The organism is Salinibacterium sp. dk2585, assembly GCF_008001035.1.
Taxonomy (GTDB): domain Bacteria; phylum Actinomycetota; class Actinomycetes; order Actinomycetales; family Microbacteriaceae; genus Homoserinimonas.
In genome coordinates, this window is the sequence record NZ_CP042856.1 from 993,801 (window position 1) to 1,016,264 (window position 22,464).

General features: G+C 69.5%; 23 protein-coding genes. 17 read left to right on the plus strand and 6 right to left on the minus strand.

The window, feature by feature from the left end:
• The first annotated feature begins 47 nt into the window (after window positions 1–47).
• Window positions 48–1,190 (plus strand): hypothetical protein, encoded by a 1,143-nt coding sequence (locus FVA74_RS04670; protein ID WP_168220051.1) that lies wholly within the window; start codon window positions 48–50, stop codon window positions 1,188–1,190.
• 7 nt (window positions 1,191–1,197) lie between these two features.
• Here the strand turns inward: FVA74_RS04670 and FVA74_RS04675 are convergent, their stop codons facing one another.
• Both FVA74_RS04675 and FVA74_RS04680 read right to left on the minus strand, forming a co-directional pair.
• Window positions 1,198–1,692 carry a hypothetical protein gene (locus FVA74_RS04675; RefSeq protein ID WP_147720771.1) on the minus strand — a complete coding sequence of 165 codons (495 nt, stop codon included), beginning with the start codon at window positions 1,690–1,692 and terminating at the stop codon, window positions 1,198–1,200.
• A 198-nt stretch (window positions 1,693–1,890) separates the two neighbouring features.
• Window positions 1,891–2,376 (minus strand): DUF3515 family protein, encoded by a 486-nt coding sequence (locus tag FVA74_RS04680; protein WP_147720773.1) that lies wholly within the window; start codon window positions 2,374–2,376, stop codon window positions 1,891–1,893.
• A 24-nt stretch (window positions 2,377–2,400) separates the two neighbouring features.
• On the opposite strand from FVA74_RS04680, the gene thiL reads away from it, so the two are divergent.
• Window positions 2,401–3,369: a thiamine-phosphate kinase gene (gene thiL / locus FVA74_RS04685; RefSeq protein ID WP_147720775.1), complete on the plus strand. Its 969-nt coding sequence runs from the start codon at window positions 2,401–2,403 to the stop codon at window positions 3,367–3,369.
• A gap of 6 nt (window positions 3,370–3,375) precedes the next feature.
• Here thiL and rsmD read toward each other — a convergent pair whose 3' ends face one another.
• Entirely contained in the window at window positions 3,376–3,930 is a 555-nt protein-coding gene (gene rsmD, locus FVA74_RS04690; RefSeq protein WP_147720777.1) for a 16S rRNA (guanine(966)-N(2))-methyltransferase RsmD, read from the minus strand.
• Window positions 3,931–3,982: 52 nt separating this feature from the next.
• Here rsmD and FVA74_RS04695 point away from each other — a divergent pair, with 52 nt between their 5' ends.
• The 15 genes from FVA74_RS04695 to mutM all read left to right on the plus strand — a co-directional run bounded on the left by FVA74_RS04695 (window position 3,983) and on the right by mutM (window position 20,086).
• Window positions 3,983–6,145 (plus strand): ATP-dependent DNA helicase RecG, encoded by a 2,163-nt coding sequence (locus tag FVA74_RS04695; RefSeq protein WP_147720779.1) that lies wholly within the window; start codon window positions 3,983–3,985, stop codon window positions 6,143–6,145.
• 28 nt (window positions 6,146–6,173) lie between these two features.
• Window positions 6,174–6,665, plus strand: coding sequence for a pantetheine-phosphate adenylyltransferase (gene coaD, locus FVA74_RS04700; RefSeq protein ID WP_147720781.1), 492 nt, complete (start codon window positions 6,174–6,176; stop codon window positions 6,663–6,665).
• Between the two features lie 50 nt (window positions 6,666–6,715).
• On the plus strand, window positions 6,716–7,678 hold the full coding sequence (locus FVA74_RS04705) for a siderophore-interacting protein (RefSeq protein WP_147720783.1): 963 nt from the start codon (window positions 6,716–6,718) through the stop codon (window positions 7,676–7,678).
• A gap of 1 nt (window position 7,679) precedes the next feature.
• Window positions 7,680–8,759: an iron ABC transporter permease gene (locus tag FVA74_RS04710; protein ID WP_240792307.1), complete on the plus strand. Its 1,080-nt coding sequence runs from the start codon at window positions 7,680–7,682 to the stop codon at window positions 8,757–8,759.
• Window positions 8,756–9,805 carry an iron chelate uptake ABC transporter family permease subunit gene (locus tag FVA74_RS04715; protein ID WP_240792308.1) on the plus strand — a complete coding sequence of 350 codons (1,050 nt, stop codon included), beginning with the start codon at window positions 8,756–8,758 and terminating at the stop codon, window positions 9,803–9,805. Before FVA74_RS04710 ends, FVA74_RS04715 begins: the two co-directional genes overlap by 4 nt.
• Complete coding sequence (locus FVA74_RS04720; RefSeq protein ID WP_147720785.1) at window positions 9,802–10,635, plus strand: ABC transporter ATP-binding protein; 834 nt, start codon at window positions 9,802–9,804, stop codon at window positions 10,633–10,635. The genes FVA74_RS04715 and FVA74_RS04720 overlap by 4 nt, the downstream gene beginning before the upstream one ends.
• Before the next feature lie 48 nt (window positions 10,636–10,683).
• Window positions 10,684–11,670 (plus strand): iron-siderophore ABC transporter substrate-binding protein, encoded by a 987-nt coding sequence (locus tag FVA74_RS04725; RefSeq protein WP_147723065.1) that lies wholly within the window; start codon window positions 10,684–10,686, stop codon window positions 11,668–11,670.
• Between the two features lie 73 nt (window positions 11,671–11,743).
• The gene (locus FVA74_RS04730) at window positions 11,744–12,742 is read left to right on the plus strand and encodes a MoxR family ATPase (protein ID WP_147720787.1); all 999 of its coding nucleotides are present in this window, start codon (window positions 11,744–11,746) and stop codon (window positions 12,740–12,742) included.
• Between the two features lie 13 nt (window positions 12,743–12,755).
• Complete coding sequence (locus tag FVA74_RS04735) at window positions 12,756–14,039, plus strand: DUF58 domain-containing protein (RefSeq protein WP_147720789.1); 1,284 nt, start codon at window positions 12,756–12,758, stop codon at window positions 14,037–14,039.
• On the plus strand, window positions 14,026–16,254 hold the full coding sequence (locus tag FVA74_RS04740; RefSeq protein WP_168220052.1) for a DUF3488 and transglutaminase-like domain-containing protein: 2,229 nt from the start codon (window positions 14,026–14,028) through the stop codon (window positions 16,252–16,254). The genes FVA74_RS04735 and FVA74_RS04740 overlap by 14 nt, the downstream gene beginning before the upstream one ends.
• A 52-nt stretch (window positions 16,255–16,306) precedes the next feature.
• Window positions 16,307–17,641 carry an aspartate aminotransferase family protein gene (locus FVA74_RS04745; RefSeq protein WP_147720793.1) on the plus strand — a complete coding sequence of 445 codons (1,335 nt, stop codon included), beginning with the start codon at window positions 16,307–16,309 and terminating at the stop codon, window positions 17,639–17,641.
• Window positions 17,642–17,722: 81 nt separating this feature from the next.
• Window positions 17,723–18,271, plus strand: a complete 549-nt coding sequence (locus tag FVA74_RS04750; RefSeq protein WP_240792309.1) for a DUF177 domain-containing protein — start codon at window positions 17,723–17,725, stop codon at window positions 18,269–18,271.
• A gap of 2 nt (window positions 18,272–18,273) precedes the next feature.
• The gene (rpmF, locus tag FVA74_RS04755) at window positions 18,274–18,477 is read left to right on the plus strand and encodes a 50S ribosomal protein L32 (RefSeq protein WP_147720795.1); all 204 of its coding nucleotides are present in this window, start codon (window positions 18,274–18,276) and stop codon (window positions 18,475–18,477) included.
• A gap of 7 nt (window positions 18,478–18,484) precedes the next feature.
• Window positions 18,485–19,195: a ribonuclease III gene (rnc, locus tag FVA74_RS04760; RefSeq protein ID WP_147720797.1), complete on the plus strand. Its 711-nt coding sequence runs from the start codon at window positions 18,485–18,487 to the stop codon at window positions 19,193–19,195.
• 6 nt (window positions 19,196–19,201) lie between these two features.
• Window positions 19,202–20,086 carry a bifunctional DNA-formamidopyrimidine glycosylase/DNA-(apurinic or apyrimidinic site) lyase gene (gene mutM / locus FVA74_RS04765; protein ID WP_147720798.1) on the plus strand — a complete coding sequence of 295 codons (885 nt, stop codon included), beginning with the start codon at window positions 19,202–19,204 and terminating at the stop codon, window positions 20,084–20,086.
• A 39-nt stretch (window positions 20,087–20,125) separates the two neighbouring features.
• Here mutM and FVA74_RS04770 read toward each other — a convergent pair whose 3' ends face one another.
• The 3 genes from FVA74_RS04770 to FVA74_RS04780 are packed head-to-tail and all read right to left on the minus strand — an operon-like array spanning window position 20,126 to window position 22,399.
• Entirely contained in the window at window positions 20,126–20,578 is a 453-nt protein-coding gene (locus FVA74_RS04770; RefSeq protein WP_147720800.1) for a MaoC family dehydratase, read from the minus strand.
• Between the two features lie 25 nt (window positions 20,579–20,603).
• Window positions 20,604–21,482, minus strand: a complete 879-nt coding sequence (locus FVA74_RS04775) for an amidohydrolase family protein (protein ID WP_147720802.1) — start codon at window positions 21,480–21,482, stop codon at window positions 20,604–20,606.
• 8 nt (window positions 21,483–21,490) lie between these two features.
• Complete coding sequence (locus tag FVA74_RS04780) at window positions 21,491–22,399, minus strand: SDR family NAD(P)-dependent oxidoreductase (RefSeq protein ID WP_147720804.1); 909 nt, start codon at window positions 22,397–22,399, stop codon at window positions 21,491–21,493.
• Between the last annotated feature and the right edge of the window lie 65 nt (window positions 22,400–22,464).

Consider the following 22,464-nt stretch of genomic DNA (forward strand, 5'->3'; position numbering starts at 1 on the left):
ACACGGCCATGCGCACAGCGCCTGGGCAAAGCGAGCACCGGAGGATCATGAGCAGCACGTGGGCGGTCGTTTTCGGAGGCCCCTCTCCCGAGCACGAGATCTCGATCCTGACTGGGCTCCAGTCGGAGCGGGTGCTGCTCGACGCAGGCGACACCGTGCTGCCGCTGTACTGGGCGCCCGCGGGCGGCTGGTTCCTCGTGCCAAACAAGACCGAGGCGAAGGACTACCTCGAGGGTGTGCCGAAGGGCTCCAAGCCCGTTGACCTGCGTCTCGGTGAGAATGCCGGCCTGTTCATCAAGAAGCGCTTCGGCGAAGACGAGCTCACGCCAGAGGCCGCGCTGCTCTGCCTGCACGGCGGCGTGGGCGAGGGCGGCGGCGCGGCCGCGCTCTTCAGCCTGCTCGGCATCCCCGCGACGGGCTCGAGCCTCTTCGCCGGTGCTGTCGGCATGGACAAGCTGGCCTTCGGCGGGCTCATGACGTCGGCGGGCATTGCCTCGCTGCCGCGTGAGCCGCTCTCCGCGCTGCGCGAGCCCAGCTTCGCAGGTCCCTACATCGTCAAACCCCGCTTCGGTGGCTCCTCGATCGGCATCGAGATCGTGGATGACATCGCGGCTGCCCGTGCGATCGGCAAGGCCTCAAGCCACCTGCGCGCTGGCGCCGTGCTCGAGCCCTACCGGCCCGAGCTGATCGACCTCAACATCAGCTTCCGCACCGCGCCCAAGCTCGAGCTGACACAGCTCGAGAAGCCGCTGCGCGGCGGCGGCGAGTCTGGCCTCTACTCCTACGCCGAGAAGTACCTCGCGGGTGGTGCGGGCGAGGATGCCGGGCTCACGAGCGCGCCGCGCGAGTTCCCGGCCGTCGTCCCCGAGGGCGTCGCCGAGAAGGCCGCTGAACTCGCAACCCTCGTCGCCGAGACCACGGGACTCACGGGCGTCGTGCGCGTCGACCTGCTGCTCGATGAGGCGACGGGCGAGCTCTTCGTCAACGAGGTCAACTCGATCCCCGGTGCCATGTCGCTCTACCTCTGGGCGCCGCAGCAGCCGGCCGCGGTCGTGCTCCGTGACGCCCTCGCGGAGGCGCGCGACAAGCCGTTCACCCTGCCTGCTGGCGGCTTCGGCTCGGGTGCGGCACTCCGCGCGGCCGGCGGCATCGCGGGTAAGCTCGTAGGACTCGACGGCCCCCGCGCCTAGGCGGTGCTCAGCCTTCCTGGATGAGCTCGACGAGCCTGTCGACGTTTTCCTCGGGCGCGAACAGGATCTCCATGTGAGGCGTTTGGGGTACCTCGACGACTGACACGGCCGCCTTGACCTCTCCGCCGATCTTCAAGAGCATGCGCGTGGGGGGCTGGGCGCTGGCGGCCTGCTCCGCGAGGGAGGTAAAGATGGCCGCGCCGTCGCTATCGAAGGTCACGCTGACCGAGTGCTGGCCGCCCACGGACGCGATCGCGCGCTCGACGCTGGCGCGCTCGAACGACGGCGGCAGCGCGATGTGCTCGCCGTTGACGAGCACGCAATCTGGGCCGGAACCGTTAATGCAGGTCTCGGAGATCGCCAACTCAATGCTTCCCCCTGAGGCTTGCGCCGGCGAGTTCGCTTCCGTGTCGGTTCCCGCGTTCCCGTTCAGAGCGCAGCCGCTCAGCGCGAATGCGGTAACTACGGCGAGAAGGGGGAGAGTCGCGATTCGAACGGTCACATGGGCCTTCCTGTCGTGGCCGGGAGCCGGACGCTCGCCGCGATGCCATCACTCGTGACCCTAGCCGCGGCGAGTGGAGCCCGCCAGGGTGCCCCTTCGTCGTGTCCCGTCGCTCGAGGTCCTCGGTCACGTCGTCACACCACACGTTGACCTGCGCGCGCTCGACCGCTGGCGGGAGTGCTCTCGACGAGAGCGCAGCTACTCCTCGGTGCCGAGCACGTCTTCCGCGGCCGTGCAGAAGCGCTCAGCCGGGATCGTCCCGACCGCATTCGCGACCGCGACGAGCGCCGCGGTTCCCGAGGAGGCCGTGCTGTCCACCGTGACACGCACGGCGGGCTCGCGGCCATAGGTCGTGAAGACGAAGGTGGGAGCATCCGCGTCGTCGCGCAGCCAATCGATGCCGCGCACGGTGAAACATGGCAGCGTCGAGGGGCCGGGGGCCTCTACCCCGCAGTGCAGGAAGACGGATGCCGGCGACCCCCACGCTCCCGTCGCCTGCGCGTCGGTGTCGCGTCGCTCGAGGTCGTCGATCGCGGCGGGGAGTCGCACGGTGACATCGGCGCATTCGACGGCCGCGGCATCCGGTGCTGCCGTCATGGGAACGGCCGCGCTGCAGCCCGTGAGGGCGAGGAGTGCGGCCGTCGCAGCGATCGCTGCGCGTGCCGGTCGAGTCGTGGTGCCCATCCCTGTCAGGCTACCGTGTCAAGCATGAGCGCCCCCGACACCCTCGCGTCGGTGGGGGAGTCCGCAGCACTGCAGCGCATCTTTCCCCGCCTCCCGCACGCCAGCGCGACCCTGCTCGGTCCAGGCGATGACGCCGCCGTCATCGCGGCCCCGGACGGTCGCTTCGTCGTCACGACCGACATGATGATCCACGGCCCGGATTTCCGCCTCGCATGGTCGAGTCCCTTCGACCTCGGCTGGAAGGCGGCCGCCTCGAACCTGTCGGATGTCGCGGCCATGGGCGCGGTGCCGACCGCGCTCGTCGTGGCGCTCGCGCTCCCCGCCGACACGCCTGTCTCGGTGCTGGAGGAGATCGCGGAGGGGCTCCGTGCCGCCTGCGACGCCCTCGCCCCGGGCTGCGGCGTCGTGGGCGGCGACCTCTCCGTCTCACCCATCATGACCTTCGCCGTGACGGCGTTCGGTGATCTTGAGGGACGACGCCCCGTCATCCGCTCGGGCGCGCGTCCAGGGGATGTCGTCGCGGTCTCCGGCGCGCTCGGTGAGGCGGCGGAGGGACTGCGCGTGCTCTTCACCGAGGGCGTCGACGACCACGGCGAGCCGGATGCGACGCGCGCCGAGGCGCTTCGGGCTCGCACGCGAGCCCAGCGCAGGCCGACTCCGCCCATCGCCGACGGCCCACATGCGGCTGCCGTCGGCGCAACGGCGATGCTCGATCTCAGCGATGGCCTCGCCAAGGACGCCGCTCGCGTGGCGGTGGCAAGCGGCGTGGCGATCGACTTCGATTCGACGACGCTCGGCCCGGATGTCGCCCTCGCGCTGGGTGGCGGCGAGGACCATTCCCTCCTCGCGACGTTCCCGCCGGGGCTGACGCTCCCGGGCGGGTTCCGCGCGGTCGGGCGTGTGAGGGAGGGCGCGGGCGTCCTCCTCGATGGGGAGCCCGCGCCGGCGCGCGGTTGGGATCCCTATCGCGGCTGGGACGGCCAAGCGGGCTGAACGGCGTTATGCGGCCGAGGCCCACCACAGTGTCGTGTCGCCGTGCTTGCGGCTGCGGTCGAGTTTGAGGCCCTCTGGCCAGCGTGGTTCGGGGGAGCGCGAGGAGCGCTCGACGAGCACGATCGCGCCTGGGGCGAGTGGCAGCGCGGCTAGATCTGCAGCCAGGGCGTCCTCCCCGAGCTCGTAGGGCGGGTCGATGAAGACGAGGTCGACGGTGCCGACGGCCCCCGCGAGGAAGGACTGCACCGAGACCGGCGCGACCGTGATGCGCGTGCCCTTGGGAGCCTTCGAGCGGATGAGGTCGGCGTTCCGCCGGCAAATGGCGGATGCTGCGGCATTCTTCTCGACGAGCGTGACGCTCACGGCGCCCCTGCTTGCGGCTTCGAGCCCCAGCGCGCCCGAGCCGGCGTAGAGGTCGAACACGGTTGCGCCCTCGAGTGCATCCCGGGCTTCGAGCGCTGAGAAGATCGCCTCGCGCACGCGGTCGCTCGTGGGCCTCGTGCCCTTCGGGGGCACCGCGATCGCGAGGGAACCGGCATACCCGGCGATGATGCGCGTCATCCTTCGAGCGTAGCGGCGCTGGCATGACGGGGGTCGAAGGTACGCTCGTTGCGTGGGATCGCCGCTCGACGCCAAGCTCTCGTCCGCGCTGGGCGGACGCACGGCACAGTCGTTCTCGCGCAACCTGGGGCTTGAGACCGTCGGTGACCTGCTCGCGCACTACCCGAGGCGCTATGCCCTCCGCGGTGAGCTCACCGAACTTGGCGCCCTTCCCATCGACGAGAACGTCACGATCGTCGCCGAGGTGCTCGACGCCCGGGAGCGCTCGATGCGCAACCGTCGCGGCTCACTCCTCGAGGTGCGCATCAGCGATGGCAAGGGCGTCCTGTCGCTGACGTTCTTCAATCAGGCGTGGCGGGCAAAGGACCTGCGGCCGGGTGTGCGCGGCATCTTCACGGGCAAGGTCGGCGACTATCGGGGCAGCCTGCAGCTCGCGCATCCCGACTACGAGCTCTTCGACGCGGATGCTCCGGGTGGCGATACGGAGGCGTATCGCGCGTGGGCGGAACAGCCCGTCCCGATCTACCCGGCGACCGCGACCGTGCCGTCGTGGCAAATCGGCAAGGCCGTCGGCGTCGTGCTCGACACGCTGCCGCCCATTGCCGACCCGGTGCCGGCATCCGTGCGCAAGGAGCGCACCCTCATGGACTACCGCCGGGCGCTCGAACTCATCCATCGACCCACGAAGGACATCGAGTGGCGAGCCGCGCGCAAGGCGCTCCGCTTCCAGGAGGCGTTCGTGCTGCAGGCCGCGCTGCTCGAGCAGAGGGCGGCCCTGCGCTCGCGGCAGGCGACAGCACGCAGAGCGGAGCCGGGTGGCCTCCTCGAGCGTTTCGATGCGGGCCTGCCCTTCCGGCGAACGGATGACCAGGTGACTGTGGGCGAGGCGATCTCGGCAGACCTGTCGCAGCCCGTTCCCATGAACCGTCTCGTGCAGGGCGAGGTCGGTTCCGGCAAGACCCTCGTCGCGCTGCGAGCCATGCTCGCCGTCGCTGAATCCGGCGGACAGTCGGCCCTCCTCGCACCGACCGAGGTGCTCGCGGCCCAGCACCTACGGTCGATCGTCGCCTCCCTCGGCCCCGACCTTGCCGCGAAGGTCCGGCCGACGCTCATCACGGGGCAGATGCCCGCGGCCGACCGTCGCCGGGCCACGCTCGCGGCCGTCTCGGGGAGTGCCCACATCGTCGTGGGCACGCACGCCCTCATGAGCGGCTCGGTCGAGTTCTTCGATCTCGGCCTCGTCGTGGTCGACGAGCAGCACCGTTTCGGCGTCGCCCAGCGCGAAGCCCTGCGCCGCAAGGGCGCCGTGCCGCCGCACGTGCTCGTGCTGACCGCCACGCCGATCCCGCGCACGGTCGCGATGACGGTCTTCGGCGACCTCGACGTGTCGACAATCGCGCAGCTTCCCTCGGGTCGCGTGCCGATCGAGTCGCACGTCGTTCCTGTCGCGGAGAAGCCGGGATGGATGGCGCGCGTCTGGCAGCGCGTGGCCGAGGAGCTCGCGCAGGGCCGGCAGGCTTTCGTGGTGTGCCCGGCCATCGATGCGGCGTCACGCGAGGAATCGGAGGAGGACCCCGAGTCGCAGGACGGGCCGGCATCGAAGCCGGCGACGGTCGCGGGGGTCTCGGAGGAGCTCCGGGCCAATCCCGTCCTGGCTTCCGCACGCATCGCGGCGCTGCACGGGAGGATGCCGGGGGAGGAGAAGGACTCCATGATGCGCGCCTTCGCTGCGGGCGACATCGACGTGCTGGTCGCAACGACCGTCATCGAGGTCGGTGTCGACGTGCCGAATGCCTCGACCATGGTCATCCTCGACGCCGACCGCTTCGGCGTCTCCCAGCTTCACCAACTGCGCGGGCGGGTCGGCCGGGGCGGCCTGCCCGGCCTGTGCCTCATGGTCACCTCGGCGGAGACGGGCTCGCTCGCCCGAGACCGGGTCGAGGCGGTCGCATCCACCCTCGATGGTTTCGAGCTTGCCGAGAAGGATCTCGAGCTGCGGCAGGAGGGCGATGTGCTCGGCAGTGTGCAGTCCGGCGGCCGGTCGAGCCTGCGCCTCCTGCGCGTGGCGAAGGACGCCGGCCTCATCACGGAGGCGCGGGCCGTGGCTGAGCAGACGCTGGCGCAAGACCCGACCTTGGCCGGGCATCCGGCGCTGAGAGAGGCGCTCGATCGTCGCCTCGACGAGAGTGCGCGGGAGTTCATGTCTCAAGGCTGAGGGCTTTGCGCCCACTAGGCTTGTTCGCATGCCCAGGATCGCCGTCGTCCCCGGATCATTCGACCCCGTCACGAGGGGGCACCTCGATGTCATCGAGCGTGCCGCGGGCCTCTTCGACGAGATACACGTGCTCGTCGTGCACAACCCCGACAAGACGGCGCTGCTGCCCGTCGCGCAGCGCGTCAGCCTGATCGAGAAGTCGATCACCGACGCGGGGCTGCCCAGCAACATCCGGGTCACCTCCTGGATGGTCGGCCTCTTGGTTGATTACTGCACGGATGTGGGAGCGAGCGTGCTCGTCAAGGGCGTGCGCTCAAGTGTGGATGTCTCGTACGAGACCCCCATGGCGATCGTCAATCGCAACCTCGCGGGCGTCGAGACGGTCTTCCTGCTCCCAGACCCGGCGCACGCGCACGTGTCGAGCTCGCTCGTGCGGCAGGTCGCCGCCCTCGGTGGCGACGTTGCCCCTTACGTGCCGACGGCGGTCGCCGAGTTCCTGCAGACCCCGCGCTCGCAGTAGGGGCGAAAAAACTTCTCGCGTCGTGAAGTTAGGCATGCCATACTTAGGTAATGCTTACCTTGCCTCTCGCGGTGGAGAAGGATGCGCGCCCCGCCTACCGCCCCTATGTGGTCGCGGTGTCAGCGCTCGAGCGGCTCAGCCCGCACTTCGTGCGAGTCACCTTCGCGGGAGAAGCGCTCAGCGACTTCGGCACTGACGGGCTCGACCAGCGCATCAAGCTGCTCTTCCCCCTCGAGGCTGGGCCCGCCCGCGGCGAGCACTGCGACGTCGGCGCCCACAACCCCTCGGTCATCGCCGACGGCAGCTGGTACTCGCGGTGGCGCGACCTCCCCGATGAGCTGCGCGCGCCGTTCCGCACTTACACGATCCGCGCGTCCCGCCCCGAGCTGCGCGAGATCGACGTCGACATGGTGCTCCACCCCGACGGTGGTCCTGCATCCCGGTGGCTCTCGTGCGCGTCCGTGGGTGACCCCCTCATCATCGTCGGGCCCGACCGCTTCAGCCTCGACTCCGCGGTCGGCATCGACTGGCACCCCGGCGATGCGAGCGAATACCTGCTGATTGGCGACGAGACGGCCACACCCGCCATCTGCAGCATCCTGGAGTCCCTGCCCGCCGGCACGCGCGCTCGAGCCTTTATCGAGGTGCCGGATGCGGCCGACATGCTTCCCATCGATACCCACGACGGAGTCGTGGTCACCTGGCTGCCCCGAGACGGACGAGCGCACGGCAGCCTCCTCGACCCGGCCGTACGCGCCTGGGTCGCCGAGAACCCACTCGCCATCGAGCGTGCCCGCGCGGCGGTCGCGCAGGCGGTCGACGAGGTCGACGTCGACTCCGAGCTGCTGTGGGAGTCTCCCGAGCGCGCTGAGGCTGGGTTCTACGGCTGGCTCGCGGGAGAATCATCCGTCATCAAATCCTTGCGACGCTTCCTCGTGAGCGAGACAGGCATCGACCGCAAGCGCATTGCATTCATGGGGTACTGGCGCCACGGTCTCTCTGAGCGGCAGTAGCGTGACCACGACGGCCAGGACGCCCACTGCGGGGGCGTCCGACACGATGGAGCCCGTCCGCGGGGGTGCCGCTGCGCGGTCGCGCCGGATGCGGCGCATCGTCGGCCTGGTGGCGAGTGTTGTGGCGCTGCTCCTCGTCGTCGTGGCGAGCCTCGCCCTCGGCACGAGGGCGACACCACTCGTCGACGTGGTCGCGGCGCTCGCGCAGCCCGACCCGACGAACCCGCTCCACTCGGTCGTGCGCGAACTTCGCGTGCCCCGCACCGTGATCGGTGCGCTCGTCGGGCTGGCCCTCGCGGTGGCCGGATGCCTCATGCAGGGTGTGACCCGCAACCCCCTGGCCGACCCGGGGCTCCTCGGCATCAATGCCGGTGCCTCGCTCTTCGTCGTCATCGCGATCGCACTCCTTGGCGTGACCTCGCCCTTCGGCTTCATCTGGTTCGCGTTCGCGGGTGCGGCGGTGACGGCCGCGCTCGTGTACTTCATCGGCACACTCGCACGCGACGGCGCGACCCCCGTGACGCTCGCGCTCGCCGGCATGGCGATCGCGGCCGTCTCGACGTCGATCGTGACGCTGCTCATCATCACCGACGTGCAGACCCTGGCCACCTTCCGCTTCTGGCAGGTCGGTTCGCTCGCGGGGCGCGGCATTGACATGCTCGGGATGCTGTGGCCATTTGTCCTCGTTGGCCTCCTGCTCGCCCTGTTCGTGGGTCGGGACCTCACGCTCCTCGCCTTCGGCGATGACGTCGCGAAAGGCCTCGGCCACAACGCGGGGCTCACCCGCGGGCTCTCCGCCGTCGCCATCGTGCTCCTCTGCGGCACCGCGACAGCGCTTGCCGGGCCACTCGTCTTCGTGGGACTCGTCGTGCCGCACATCGCGCGCGCGGTCGTGGGTATCGATTACCGGTGGATGCTGGCGTACTCGCTCGTGCTGGGACCGCTCCTCGTGCTGGTCGCCGATGTCGTCGGACGCCTCATCGTGCAACCCTCCGAGCTGGAAGTCGGGCTCGTGATCGCCGTCATCGGAGTGCCCGTCCTGGTCGCGCTCGTTCGCCGAGTGAAGGGACGCGCGCTGTGACGACCTCGCTCGCCCGTCCGATGACTCCAACGCTGCCGATGGTCCGCCGCCGCCTCGCGCGCAGGGTGGCCCTGGTGAGCGGCGTGCTTGCCGTGCTGCTGGCCGCGATCGTTGCGATCTCGCTCGGCACGGGCGCCTACCCGATCAGCCCGGAGCGCATCCTGCCGACGCTGTTCGGCGCGGGAGAGTCGAAGGACGCCTTCGTACTCTTCCGCCTGCGGCTGCCGCGCATCGTGCTCGGCGTGCTCGCGGGGATCGCATTCGGCATCGCGGGCGCCCTCTTCCAGACGCTGCTGCGAAACCCGCTCGCGAGCCCCGACATCATCGGCATCAGCGGCGGGGCGAGTGCCGCTGCGGCCTTCGGCATCCTCATCCTTGGAGTGAGCGGGGCCATGGTCTCGCTGTTGGCCTTCGGCGGTGCCGTGGCGGTCGCACTCGCAATCACGCTGCTCGCCTCGAGGGAGGGCCTCTCCGGGTACCGCTTCGTGCTCGTCGGGGTCGGCTTCGCCTTCCTCGCGCAGTCCGTCATCGGCTATCTCCTCACGCGCGCCGACGAGCAGGAGGCCGTCGCTGCCCTCGTCTGGACGGTCGGCGGTGTCGCGGGGGCTCGCTGGAACGACATCGGGGTCATCGCCGTGACGCTCGTGCCGCTGCTGCTGCTCCTCGCCGTGCTCGTGCCGCGCATCCGCACCCTCCAGCTCGGCGACGACACGGCGACGGGCCTAGGGCTCCGAGTCGTCTCCGCCCGCTACGCCGTGCTTGCCGTTGCCGTCGCCCTCACGGCCGTCGCCACCGCCTACGCCGGCCCCCTCGCGTTCGTCGCGTTTGCCTCCGCCCCCATCGCACGCAGGCTCGTGGGGGGTGCGCACCTCGCGATCATCCCGGCGGCGCTGATCGGCGCGATCGTCGTGACCTTCGCCGACTTCGCCGCGTCGACCCTCATCCCCGGCGTGATCGTGCCCGCCGGCATCGTGACGGGCATCATCGGGGCGCCCTACCTCCTGTGGCTGCTTGCCACCTCGAACCGCGGAAGGCGAAACGCATGACCCGCACCCCCGATCACAGCTTCCGCGCGGAGGGGCTCCGTGTCGCCTACGACTCGCATGTCGTCATCGATGGGCTCGACATCGAGATCCCCGCTGGCCGGGTCACGGTCATCGTCGGCGCGAATGCGAGCGGCAAGTCGACCCTGCTGCGCACGCTCGCCCGCATCCTCAGCCCGGCGGATGGGCGGGTGCTGCTCGATGAGCGCGACATCCGTTCCTACTCGGGTCGTGAGTTTGCGAGGGTCGTCGGCATCCTCCCGCAGTCTCCGATCGCGCCGGAGGGCATCACGGTCGCTGACCTCGTCGCCCGCGGCCGCTACCCGCACCAGGGCTGGTTCGGCCGTCGCACGAGCGATGACGACCGCATCGCGCTCGAGGCGCTCACCGCCACCGACTGCATCGAGTTCGCCGACCGGCCTGTCGAGTCCCTCTCGGGCGGCCAGCGGCAGCGCGCCTGGATCGCCATGGCGCTCGCCCAGGACCCCGACATCCTGCTGCTCGACGAACCCACGACCTATCTCGACGTCACGCACCAGCTCGAGGTGCTCGACCTGCTGCACTCGCTCAATCGGGCGAAGGGCACGACGGTTGTCATGGTGCTCCACGACCTCAACCTGGCGGCACGCTACGCCGACCACGTCGTCGTCATGGCGGGCGGTGCGGTCGTCGCCTCGGGTGCGCCCGCCGAGGTCATCACGGCCGAGACCGTGCGCCTCGCGTTCGCGCTCGACGCGCACATCATGGTCGACCCCGTCGCGGGCTCGCCCATGGTCGTGCCGCTGAGCCGCGTGCATCCGCGAACCCCGGCTTCCGTGCCGCAGTCCCACTGAACCATTCATTACCACTACCACCACTCAGGAGAACCCCACGTGAAGAGAATGACTCTCGCCCTGCTCACCGTCGCAGCGCTCGCCCTCACCGGCTGTGCCACGGGTGGAGGCGACAACACTGGCGGCGACAGTGCCGACGGCAACACCATCACGCACGCATTCGGTGAGACGACGGTTCCCGAGGGTGTCGAGCGCATCGTGACGATCGGATGGGGCAGCACCGAGGCGGTGCTCTCCCTGGGCCTCGTGCCGGTCGGCATCGAGGAACAGGTCTACGGCGGCAACGACGACCGCGTGGTGCCGTGGGTCGCCGAGGAGATCGAGCGGATGGGGGCAGAGATGCCGACCGTCTTCCCGACGAGTGCGGAGGAGCCCGCCTACGAGGAGATTCTCGAACTCGAGCCCGAGGTCATCCTCGCGCCCTACTCCGGACTCACCCAGGAACAGTACGAGGTCCTCTCCGACATCGCGCCGACCGTCCCGTACCCCGACGAGGCGTGGACCACCCCGTGGCGCGACGTCGTGCGCATCGTCGGCGAGTCTCTCGGCCTCGGCGAGGAGGCGGAGGAGGTCATCGCTGACGCCGAGAAGGCCGTTGCGGAGCAGGCCGCCGCGCATCCGGAACTCGGGGGCCGCACCGTGGCCGCGATCTGGGACGGCGCCGGAGTCTTCTACGTCTACCGCGCCGCCGACCCCCGCGTTGAGTTCCTCTTCGACCTGGGCCTCGAGAACGCCCCGGCGGTCGACGAACTCGCGAACGGCGAATCGACCTTCTACTACACGCTCAGCTACGAGCAGCTCGACCTGCTCGAGGCCGACATCGTCGTGAACTACGCGACGACGCAGGAGGAGGCCGACGCGTTCCTCGCCCAGCCCTACGCGCAGGCGATTCCCGCCGTCGCGCGCGGTTCCGTCGCGACCATCGTCGGGGAATCCCTCATCTCGTCCGTGTCGCCGCCGAGCCCGCTCTCGCTCGCCTGGGGCGTCGAGGACTACGTCACCCTGATCTCGGAAGCCGCCTCGAACCTCGAGTAAGAATCCCCACGAAAGGGACCCTGCGCGGCGTCGGCAGCGTGTGCGAGACTCACCTGAGAAGAGGTGATGCTCAATGCTGAACGACGCCGTGCCGGTTCCCGCCATCATGCCCGCCAGCCGATTCGAAGAACTCGGTGAGCAGATCCTGTCGAGTATCGAGCGGGTCATCGACGGCAAGCGGAGCGCGGTGGAACTGGCACTCGCGACGCTGCTCGCGGAGGGGCACCTGCTGATCGAGGATGTGCCTGGCGTCGGCAAGACGATGCTGGCACGAGCGCTCGCACGCTCGGTCGACTGCTCGGTCAGCCGAATCCAGTTCACGCCAGACCTGCTGCCCTCCGACATCACAGGCGTCTCCGTCTACAACCAGGCCGACCACAGCTTCGAGTTCACGCCTGGGCCCATCTTCGCCAACATCGTGATCGGCGACGAGATCAACCGCGCGAGCCCCAAGACCCAGTCGGCGATGCTCGAGAGCATGGAGGAGCGCCAGGTCACGGTCGACGGCCACACGCATCCGCTGCAGGAGCCGTTCACCGTCGTCGCCACCCAGAACCCCATCGAGATGGATGGCACCTATCCGCTGCCCGAGGCACAGCGCGACCGCTTCATGGTGCGCATCTCGATGGGCTACCCGGACGAGGCCGCCGAACAGGCCATGCTGCGCACGCGGGAGACCTCGAGCCCGCTCGACCTCCTCGCGCCCGTCGTCTCGCTCGATGAATTGCTGCAGATGATCGCGACGGTGCGGGCCGTCTACGTCGCGCCCGCCGTTGAGCGCTACACCGTCGCGATCGCCCAGGCGACGCGGCTCGACTCGGAACTCCGTCTCGGAGCGAGTCCTCGCGGCACCCTGCACCTCGTGCGAGCGGCGAAGTCGCGAGCCGCACTCGACGGGCGGGACTTCGTGCTTCCCGACGACATCGACGCACTCGCGGTGCCCGTGCTGGCGCATCGAGTCATCCCCTCCGGGCAGGCCTCGGGCTCCTCCTCGGTGCCCGTCTCCGAGTCGATCGTTCGCCGCATCGTGAACGCGACGCCCGTGCCCGTCGCATCCGACGCCCGGCACTAGTAGGGGGAGCCTCATGCGCCGTCGACCGCCGAGAGGGGGAGTTTCGCTGACCTGGCGGGGAAGGGCGCTGCTCGCCGCCGGGGCCGTCGGGCTCGTGGTGGCCTACTCGGTCGGCGTCGACGCACTGTTCCTCGTGTCGATCCTGCTCCTCGCGGCGGTCGTGGCATCCGCCCTCGCCGCGAGGCATCGTCGGCCGTCGCTCGCCGTGCACCGCTCCTTTGGCGCCGAGCGCGCCATGCCGGGGCATCCCGTGCCGGTGCAGCTCGATATCGCCAATCGCGCGCTCCAAGCGGTCGGGCAGGCCACCTGGACCGACGAATGGTCGTGGCACTCACCCTCGGGCATGCTGGCCCGACGGGTCGCAGGCGCCAGCACCCCGGCCGAGCTGCCGCTGCTCCGCGGTCGCTGGGGTGACGTGCAGCGCAGCGTCACGGTCATGTGGGACTTCGTTCCGCCGCGCAGGGGCGATTTCGCGATCGGCCCCGCCCGCGTCACAGTCATGGACCCCTTCGGGCTCGCATCGGCAACGGTCGTCGTGGGCGACTCCACCGCGCTCACGGTGTTCCCACGCGTCGCGGTGCTGGAGGAGACGCTGTCAACGCCGCGCCGTGCCGATGGGCAGGCGCACAGGGCCGACCACCGGGCGACGGGCGGCGAGCACGAGCTCACGACGCGCGTTTACCGGGTCGGCGACCCCCTTCGGCGCGTGCACTGGAGGGCCTCGGCCCGGCACGGCGAACTCATGGTGCGCCAGGAGGAGCAGCGCAGCGCCGCCGAGGTCACGGTGCTGCTTGAGACAAGGCGCAGCGGGCATCCGGATGTCGACTCTGGCGATTCCGACCGCAGCGAGTCGTTCGAGTGGTGCGTGTCGATGGCGGCCTCGCTCGCCGTGCACCTGGACGCGCAAGGCTTCCGCGTGCACCTGCTGGAGACGGGGGTGCCGCAGCTGCCGGTAGGTGCCGGCCCTTCCCTCGCGGGCCTCGCGCGCGTCGCCCTGACGCCCTTTGCCCGCACGACGGGAGTGACTCTCGTGCCGTCCGGTCGCCAGGCGAGCGTGCGGCTCGGCTCAGCCTTCGCCGTGCTCGGCGACCTCGACGATGACACGATCGTCGACCTCATCGCCGCCCGCTCGGCGTACGACGAGGCGACCGCCTGGGTGCCGACATCCGTCCCCCGTTTCGCCCTTGAGCGCCTGGCCGCGGCGGGCTGGCTGTGCGTTCCCGTGTCGACGCGCACCCCGGTCGAGGAGGCATGGCGGCTCGCCCAGTACGAGAGGATGCATCGTGACGCGGGCTGAGCGCGCGGGCCGGCACGCGCCATCGTGGCGTGTGTCGTCCGCGCTCGCGCTCGCGATCCCGCTCGCATTCGCGTCGTACAACGCGGTGTTGCGCGGCAACGACTGGTGGCTTGCGATCGCCCTCACCTCGACGATCGTCCTGGGTGCCGCGGCCGCGATCCGCGGGCTGCTCGAGACCACCCCGCGCTTACGTCTGGCGGGCGCGCTCCCGACCGCCGCCGCCGCGCTCGCGGCCCTCATGACGGTCGCGATCGGCTCCGTGGCCGGAACGACCTTCTTCGGCCTGCCAACCTTCGACACCTTCCGCGCCCTGTTCCGCCTCGGCTCCGAGGGCGTCGGTTCCCTCGCCGCGCAGGAGCCGCCGGCGCTCGCCGACCCCGGAGTGATCCTGCTCTTCAGCGCCGGCAGCGCCGTCGCCGCGCTGCTTTGCGACCTCGTGGCGGTGGGTCTGCGGAGGCCCGCGCTGACGGGCCTGCTCCTCGTGCCGGTCGCCGTCGTGCCGGCGTTCATCGTTTCGCTCGACGACGTCTCCTGGGTCATCGTCGCGGCTGTCTCCTGGCTGCTCGTGTTGGCGGCATCGCGGCCAGGGCGAGGCAGGCGCGGCTGGGATCTTGTGGGGGTGCTCGCCGCAAGCATCGCTGCGGCGCTCGTCGCGGCGGTCGTGCTGCCTTTGCCGTCGGCCCGCGAGATCACCGGTTCCGGTCCGGGAAACTCGATCCGCTCCGGAGTGAATCCTGTCGTGACACTGGGGGAGGACCTCCGACGCGAGGAGACCATCACGGCCCTGCACTATTCGTCGCGCTCGGGGAAGGGGCACTACTTCCGCCTCACCGCCCTCGACAGCCTCACGGAGGAAGGCTGGTCGGTCGGAGAGCAGCCCGAGTTGGGGGCCGGCCCGCAGGAGGCGCCCGCGCCGCCCGGACTGAGTCCCGAGATCACCCGCGAGCGCGAGGTCACGACCGTGAGCGTGGATTCCCTCGGTGGAGGCTGGGTGCCGGTGCCCTATCCGGCCGTCTCGGTCGACGGCCTCACGGCGAACGCGGCCTGGGACACGCGCGCCCAGGCGCTCCGCACGGAGGGTCGAAGTGTGAGGGGCGAGCAGTACGAGGTCGAGTCGATGCTCTTGCGGCCGACGCCCCAGCAACTGCAGGATGCCGGCACGGTGGTGCCGGATGAGTTCAGCGCGTTGGCCATCCCGGATGCCTCGTGGCCCTCGCTCATCGCCGAGACCGCGGCATCCGTCACGGCGGGCACCGCGACCAACTACGAACGGGCGCTCGCACTGCAGGAGTTCCTGCGCGATGAGGGCAAGTTCGAATACTCGGAGTTTGCGCCCCAGCGGGAGGGCTACGACGATACGAGCGCAGGCGCGGTCGCCGCGTTCCTCGAGGCGAGGAGCGGCTACTGCGTGCAGTTCGCCTCGGCGATGGCATTCATGGCCCGCACCCTCGGCATCCCGTCACGCATCGCGCTCGGCTTCCTCCCGGGTGAGGAGACGGGCCAGCGGGTTCCGGATGCCTCGCGCCAGTGGGTCGTGACCTCCGACGAGCTGCACGCGTGGCCCGAATTCTACTTCGAGGGCATTGGCTGGGTTCCCTTCGAGCCGACGACGACGCGCGGTGAGCCCGCCGACTATGCGGAACCCGCTGCCCTCGAGGAGCTCGACGATGCTCCCGACGAAACTCCGGATGTCGCGGCGCCGATCCCGAGCGCGAGTGCACCGGCCGCGCCGGATCGCGGCGACGTGGGCGGTCTCGGGGCCGGCCCCGAGGAGACCCAGATCACCATCCCCCCGGTCATGTACGTGCTGGCGGCGCTGCTGCTGCTCGCGCTGGTCCCGGCGATCGTGCGTGCCCTGCAGCGCTCCCGTCGCCTTGCCCTGGTGCGTCGCGGCGGCAGTGCCGCCGTCGCCTGGCGCGAGGTCATGGAGTTCTCGCGCGACCTCGGGCTTGAGGTCGCCTCGACCTCGACGCCGCGGGAGAATGCCGAGGTCCTCGGGGCGAGCGCGGGCGGCCCGCCCGCGCTCTCGGCCCTGCTCGACGCGCTCGAACGGGAGTCCTACGCGCCCGCTGGCGCTCGCGCCGCGGCATCCGTGTCGTCCGAGGCGCAGAGCGTCGTGTCGGCCCTCTGGCGCTCGGCGCCTCCCGCCCAGCGGCTTGCCGCCGTGCTGTGGCCGCGCACGCTCGTCGAGCGGATCATCGGCGCCATCTCCTGAGCGACGGATGCGCCTTCGGCCGCGCTCGGCCGCCTGCCGATAGCGTGGCGTCATGAGCGCCCGCACGAATTCACAGGTTGTCGGTCTCGACCGAGCGCACGTGTTCCATTCATGGAGCGCCCAAGGCTCGCTGACCCCGCTCGCGATTGCGGGCGGTGAGGGCAGCACGGTGTGGGACTACGAGGGCCGTCGCTATCTCGACTTCTCGAGTCAGCTCGTCAACACCAACATCGGGCACCAGCATCCGGCCGTCGTCGAGGCGATCGCCCGACAGGCCCAGGAGCTCGCGACGGTCGCGCCACAGCACGCGACCCTCGCGAGGGGTGAGGCGGCGAGGCGCATCCTCGACGTCGCCGGTGGCTCGTTCAGCAAGGTCTTCTTCACGAACGCGGGCGCGGATGCCGTCGAGAACGCGATTCGCCTCGCCCGCCTCACGACGGGTCGCGACAAGGTCCTGTCGGCGTATCGCTCCTACCACGGCAATACGGGCGCAGCGATCGCTGCAACGGGGGACTGGCGCCGCCTCCCCAACGAGTATTCGCGCGGCCATGTGCACTTCTTCGGCCCATACCTCTTTCGCAGCGAGTTCTGGGCGTCGAGCCCCGAGGAGGAGTCGGAGCGCGCGCTCCGGCACCTGGGGCGCGTCATCGAGAGCGAAGGGCCCGGCACGATCGCGGCCGTGCTGCTCGAGACCGTTCCGGGCGGGGCGGGTGTGCTTGTGCCGCCTCCCGGCTACCTGCGCGGCGTGCGCGAACTCACTGAGAAGCACGGAATCGCCCTCATCCTCGATGAGGTCATGTGCGGCTTCGGCCGCACGGGCGAGTGGCTCGCCTTCCGCGGCGATTTCGGCGACGGGCGCGACTCGGTCGTCCCAGACCTCGTGACCTTCGCCAAGGGAGTGAACTCCGGATACGTTCCCGCGGGCGGCGTCATGGTGACGGATGCCATCTCCTCGGCCTTCGACGACCGGGTGTTCCCCGGCGGCCTCACCTACTCGGGGCATCCGCTCGCCATGGGCGCGATCGTCGCGACCATCGATGCGATGAAGGCTGAGCGGATCGTCGAGCACGCTCGCGAGGTCGGGGAGGAGCACCTGCGACCCGGCCTGCAGGCGCTGCAAGGCGCGCACCCCATGATCGGGGAGGTGCGCGGGCGCGGCGTGTTCTGGGCGGTCGAGCTGGTGCGCGACCGCGGCACTCGAGAGCCCGTCTCGCCACAGCTCATGGCATTGCTCAAGTCGGCGCTCCTCGACCTCGGCCTGCTGCCGTTCACGGTCGAGAATCGCATCCATGTCGTGCCCCCGTGCGTCGTAACCCCCGCCGAGGTGGCGCGCGGCCTGGCGCTGCTCGACGAGGCGCTCACGGCGGTGGGGCAGGCAGCAGACTGAGTCCCTGCTCAGGGGCCATGCCGCCCCGGGCAGTAGACTCTTCGGGTGATACACCACAACCGTTCCCCCCTGAGCATCAGCGTGCTCGACCTGGCGCGCCGTCCCGGCGAGATGCGCGAGACCTCGCTCGAGGCGCCTGTCACCGAGCGTCTCGGCAACGCCGTCATCGCTGTCGAACCGGGGGAGACCATCCACGCCGAGGTGCGACTCGAGTCGCTCCATGACGGCATTCTCGTGACCGCTGAGGTCGACTCCGTGGCCAAGGGCGAGTGCGTGAGGTGCCTCACGGAGGTGGCCCTCCCGGTCGAAGTCGAAATCCAAGAGGTTTTCGCCTACGATGAAGACGAAGCTTTCGAGTACCAGGTTCAAGATGATCACGTGGATCTTGAACCGGTCGTCAGGGACGCGGTGGTCTTGTCACTGCCGTTCCAACCGGTCTGTCAAGAAGATTGCCTCGGCCTGTGCCCCCAGTGTGGGGTGCGGCTCCTCGACAACCCGGGTCATGAGCATGAAGAACCCATCGATCCGCGGTGGGCGAAGCTTGCCGCGCTCGAAGGCCTGACCGAGGCCACCACCAATGACGCACTCAGCGACAGCCCGGATGGCGACGCTGACAGAGAGAAGAGATAGCCATGGCAGTACCCAAGCGGAAGATGTCCCGTGCGAGCACCCGTGCCCGCCGCGCCCAGTGGAAGGCCACCGCGCCTGCGCTCGTGAAGACGATCGAGGGCGGCAAGGTCGTCTACAGCCTCCCGCACCGCGCCAAGGTCGTTGAGGACTCCGCCGGCACCGCGCTCTACATGGAGTACAAGGGCCGCAAGGTCGCCGACGTCTGATCGCGTCGTGAGTGACGGGGGAGCGGCCACTCGCCGCGATCCGGCTGACCTCGCGCGAATCCTGGCGGTGGATGTCAGTGGCGAGCTCTTGGAGCTCGCGCTGACCCACCGCTCTTTCGCGTACGAGAACGGTGGCATCGCTCACAACGAGCGACTCGAGTTCCTCGGCGATTCGATTCTCGGGCAGGCCGTCACGGTCATGCTCTACACCTCGCATCCGGACCGCGACGAGGGTGACCTCGCGAAGCGACGGTCGAGCCTTGTCAGCAGTGCCGCGCTTGCGGAGATCGCACGCGGCATCGGCCTCGGTGACTACCTGCGCCTTGGGCGGGGCGAGGAGCTGACGGGCGGGCGTGACAAGTCGTCGATCCTCGCCGACACGGTCGAAGCAGTCATCGGCGCGGTCTACCTGAGCGCTGGCCACGATGAGGCCACAGCGCTCGTGCTTCGCCTGATCGAGCCGCTGCTTGCCGACCCCGACCGCTTCGGGGCCGCCATGGACCCCAAGACGAGCCTGCAGGAGCTTGCCGCAAAGCTCGGTCGCGGTGCCCCCGCCTATCGGATCGTCGACAGCGGCCCAGACCACCTGAAGCGGTTCCACGCGACCGTCACCCTCGACGACGAAGACGTCGCCTCTGGCGAGGGCAGCAGCAAGAAGCAGGCCGAGATGGCTGCCGCCCTCGAGGCGTGGACGCGCCTCCAGGCCTCGGCCGGCTGATCCCGCATGCCCGAACTGCCCGAGGTCGAGGTGGTGCGCGCGGGGCTCGAGCCTGCAGTCACAGGCGCCACGATCGAGTCCGTGGTCGTGCTCGACACACGTTCGCTGCGCCGCCACGAGGGCCCGTCAGAGGACTTCATCGACCGCCTCCGCTGCGCTCGCCTCGCCGCGCCGGAGCGCAGGGGCAAGTTCCTCTGGATCCCGCTCGACGACCGCGAGAACGCCCTCGTCGTCCACCTCGGCATGAGCGGCCAAGTCCTGCTGCGAGACAGGGCGACGGATGACCGGCTCACGCGCATCCGCCTCGACATCGTCCACCCAGGGCACGGTCCGCTGCGACTCAACTTCGTCGATCAGCGCATCTTCGGCTCGATGGCGATCGACACGCTCGTGCCTTCAGCCGACGGGCTCGGCGGCATCATCCCGTCGCAGGTTTCACACATTGCCCGCGATCCGCTTGACGAACACTTCGACGATCGCCGCTTCCTGGCCCGGCTCGCCGCTCGCCGCACGGGCATCAAGCGCGCGCTGCTTGACCAGACGCTGATCAGCGGCATCGGCAACATCTACGCCGACGAGGCGCTGTGGGCTGCTCGCATCCACTACGACGAGCGGGCCGACACGCTCAGTCGGATGCGGGCGCGGCGGCTGCTCGAGGAGGTGCGGCTCGTGCTGCGCAAAGCCCTCGCGGAGGGTGGCACGAGCTTCGACACCCAGTACCTCAACGTCAACGGCGAGTCGGGGTACTTCGCGCACTCCCTCAACGCCTACGGGCAGCAGGGCAAGCCCTGCCCCCGCTGCGGCACGATGATCGTGCGCGAGCAGTTCATGAATCGCGGCTCGCACTTCTGTCCGCGCTGCCAGCGCCTGCGAGCACGACCCGCGGGGTGAGTACGAGGTCCATTCGGGCTTACGCAACCCGGCGAGTATCTACGCGTAGAAGCGGTGGATCGCCTGCGCCGCAGCGGCGGGCTTGTCGGCGCCTTCGATCTCGACGGTCATGTCGACCGTGATCTGCAGACCGCCCTTGACCTCTTCGACCGTGGCGATGCTCGCCTGCAGGCGGATGCGCGAGCCCACCTTGACGGGGGAGAGGAAGCGCACCTTGTTGAGCCCGTAGTTGACCTTGGTGGTGGCATCCGTCACGTCGAGCAGTTCGGTCCACAGGGGGATCGTGAGCGAGAGCGTCAGGAAGCCGTGGGCGATCGCCGCGCCGAATGGGCCGTCCTTGGCGCGCTCGGGGTCCACGTGAATCCACTGGTGGTCCTCGGTCGCGTCAGCGAAGGTGTTGACCCGCTCCTGCGTGATGTCGATCCATGAACTCGCGCCCAGGTCTTTGCCGACGAGCGTTTCGAGTTCGGCGAGTGTCGTGCTGGTTGCCATTGTGTATGTCTCCTGACGATGGGGGTTAGAGCCCGAGTAGGCGGATTGCGTTCTCGCGCATGATCTTCGGGCGCACGGTGTCCTTCAGCTCGAGCTTCTCGAAGTCCGACATCCACCGGTCCGGGTGGATCATGGGGAAATCGGATGCGAAGAGCACCTGGTCTTGCAGTCGCGAGTTCATCTGTTTCACCAGCTGGACTGGGAAGTACTTCGGTGACCAGCCCGAGAGGTCGATCCAGGTGTTGGCCTTGTGCGTCGCGACCGAGATCGCCTCGTCCTGCCACGGCACCGATGGGTGTGCCATGACGATCTGCAGCTTCGGGAAGGCCGCCGCGACATCGTCGAGCAGCTCGGGGTTCGACAGGCGCAGCCTGAGGCCGCGCCCACCCGGCGTGCCCGCACCGATACCGGTCTGACCGGTGTGGAAGACGGCCGGGACGTCGAGCTCCTCGATCGTGGCGAACAGGTCCCAGTGCTGCTGCTCGCTCGGGTCGAAGCCCTGCACGGTGGGGTGGAACTTGAATCCGCGCGCGCCGCGTTCGGTCACGAGGCGGCGGGCCTCCTCGATCGCGACCGCGCCGCGGTTGGGGTCGACGCTCACGAAGGGAATGAGCACATCCGAGTGACGAGTAGCGCCGTCGATGACGTCGTCGTTGCTGATGCCCTTGTGGCCGAGGTTGGCCTCGGCATCGACGGTGAAGACCACGGCGGCCATGCTGCGTTCGCGGTACATCTCGGCGATCGCGTCGACCCCCGGGAACTCACCGTCGTTGCCGAAGTACTTGACCGCGGCGTTGTAGAGGTCATCGGGGAGCGCATGGTCATGCCCATGGGTCTCGACGTGCACGTGGGTGTCGATCGCGACGCGCGAGGCGACGTCGATCTTCGATTCGTAGCGAGTCATTGCGGCCCTCAGCTGGCGGGGGGCTCGGGGAGCTTCTCGCCGACCTCCTGGAGGAAGGGCGCGAACTTCTCCTGCCACGCTGCTGCGATGCCCTCGGCACTCCAGCCGCCCTCCTTGATCTCCTTCACGATCATGCTCGGGTGGGAGTAAAGGGAGAGGCGGTCGCCGCCGACGCTGATGGCCTGGCCCGTGACATCCGCGGCTTCCTTCGATGCGAGGAAGGCGATGAGGCCCGCGACGTCCTGGGGCGTGCCGAAGCCGAGCTCCTGGCGCGCGAACGGCGGCATCTCCTCGCCCGCGTGCATCGCGTCGGCGAACTGCTTGAAGAAGGGAACCGTCTCGGTCATGGCGGTCGCCGCGACGGGAACGACCGTGTTGGCCGTGATGCCGGCGCGCGCGAGCTCGAGCGCCCACGTACGGGTCATGCCGACGATCCCGGCCTTGGCGGCGGCGTAGTTGGTCTGGCCGAAGTTGCCGACCTGGCCGGTGGGGGAGCCGATCGTGATGATGCGGCCGCCCTCGCCCTGCTCACGCATGCGGATCGCGGCAGCGCGAACGCAGGTGAAGGTGCCCCGCAGGTGCACGTTGATGACGAGGTCGAAGTCCTCGTCGCTCATCTTCCACAGCACGGTGTCGCGCAGCACGCCCGCGTTGGTCACGAGGATGTCGAGGCGACCCCACGTGTCGACGGCCTTGGCGACAAGCGCCTTGGCGGTCTCGGTCGGGCCAACGGCGCCGACGAGCGCGACCGCTTCGCCGCCTGCCGCCGTGATGGTGTCCGCTGCAGCCTGGGCGGTGTCGCCGTCGATATCGTTGACGACGACTTTCGCGCCCCGGCGGGCGAGTTCCTGGGCGTAGGCAAGGCCCAGGCCCCGGCCGCTGCCGGTGACGATTGCAACATTTCCTTGAAGATCCATCGATCCCTCTCCTCGTCGAGTCTGCGACCGACTCTAAATGATCTTGTGAATAGTTGACAACGTCA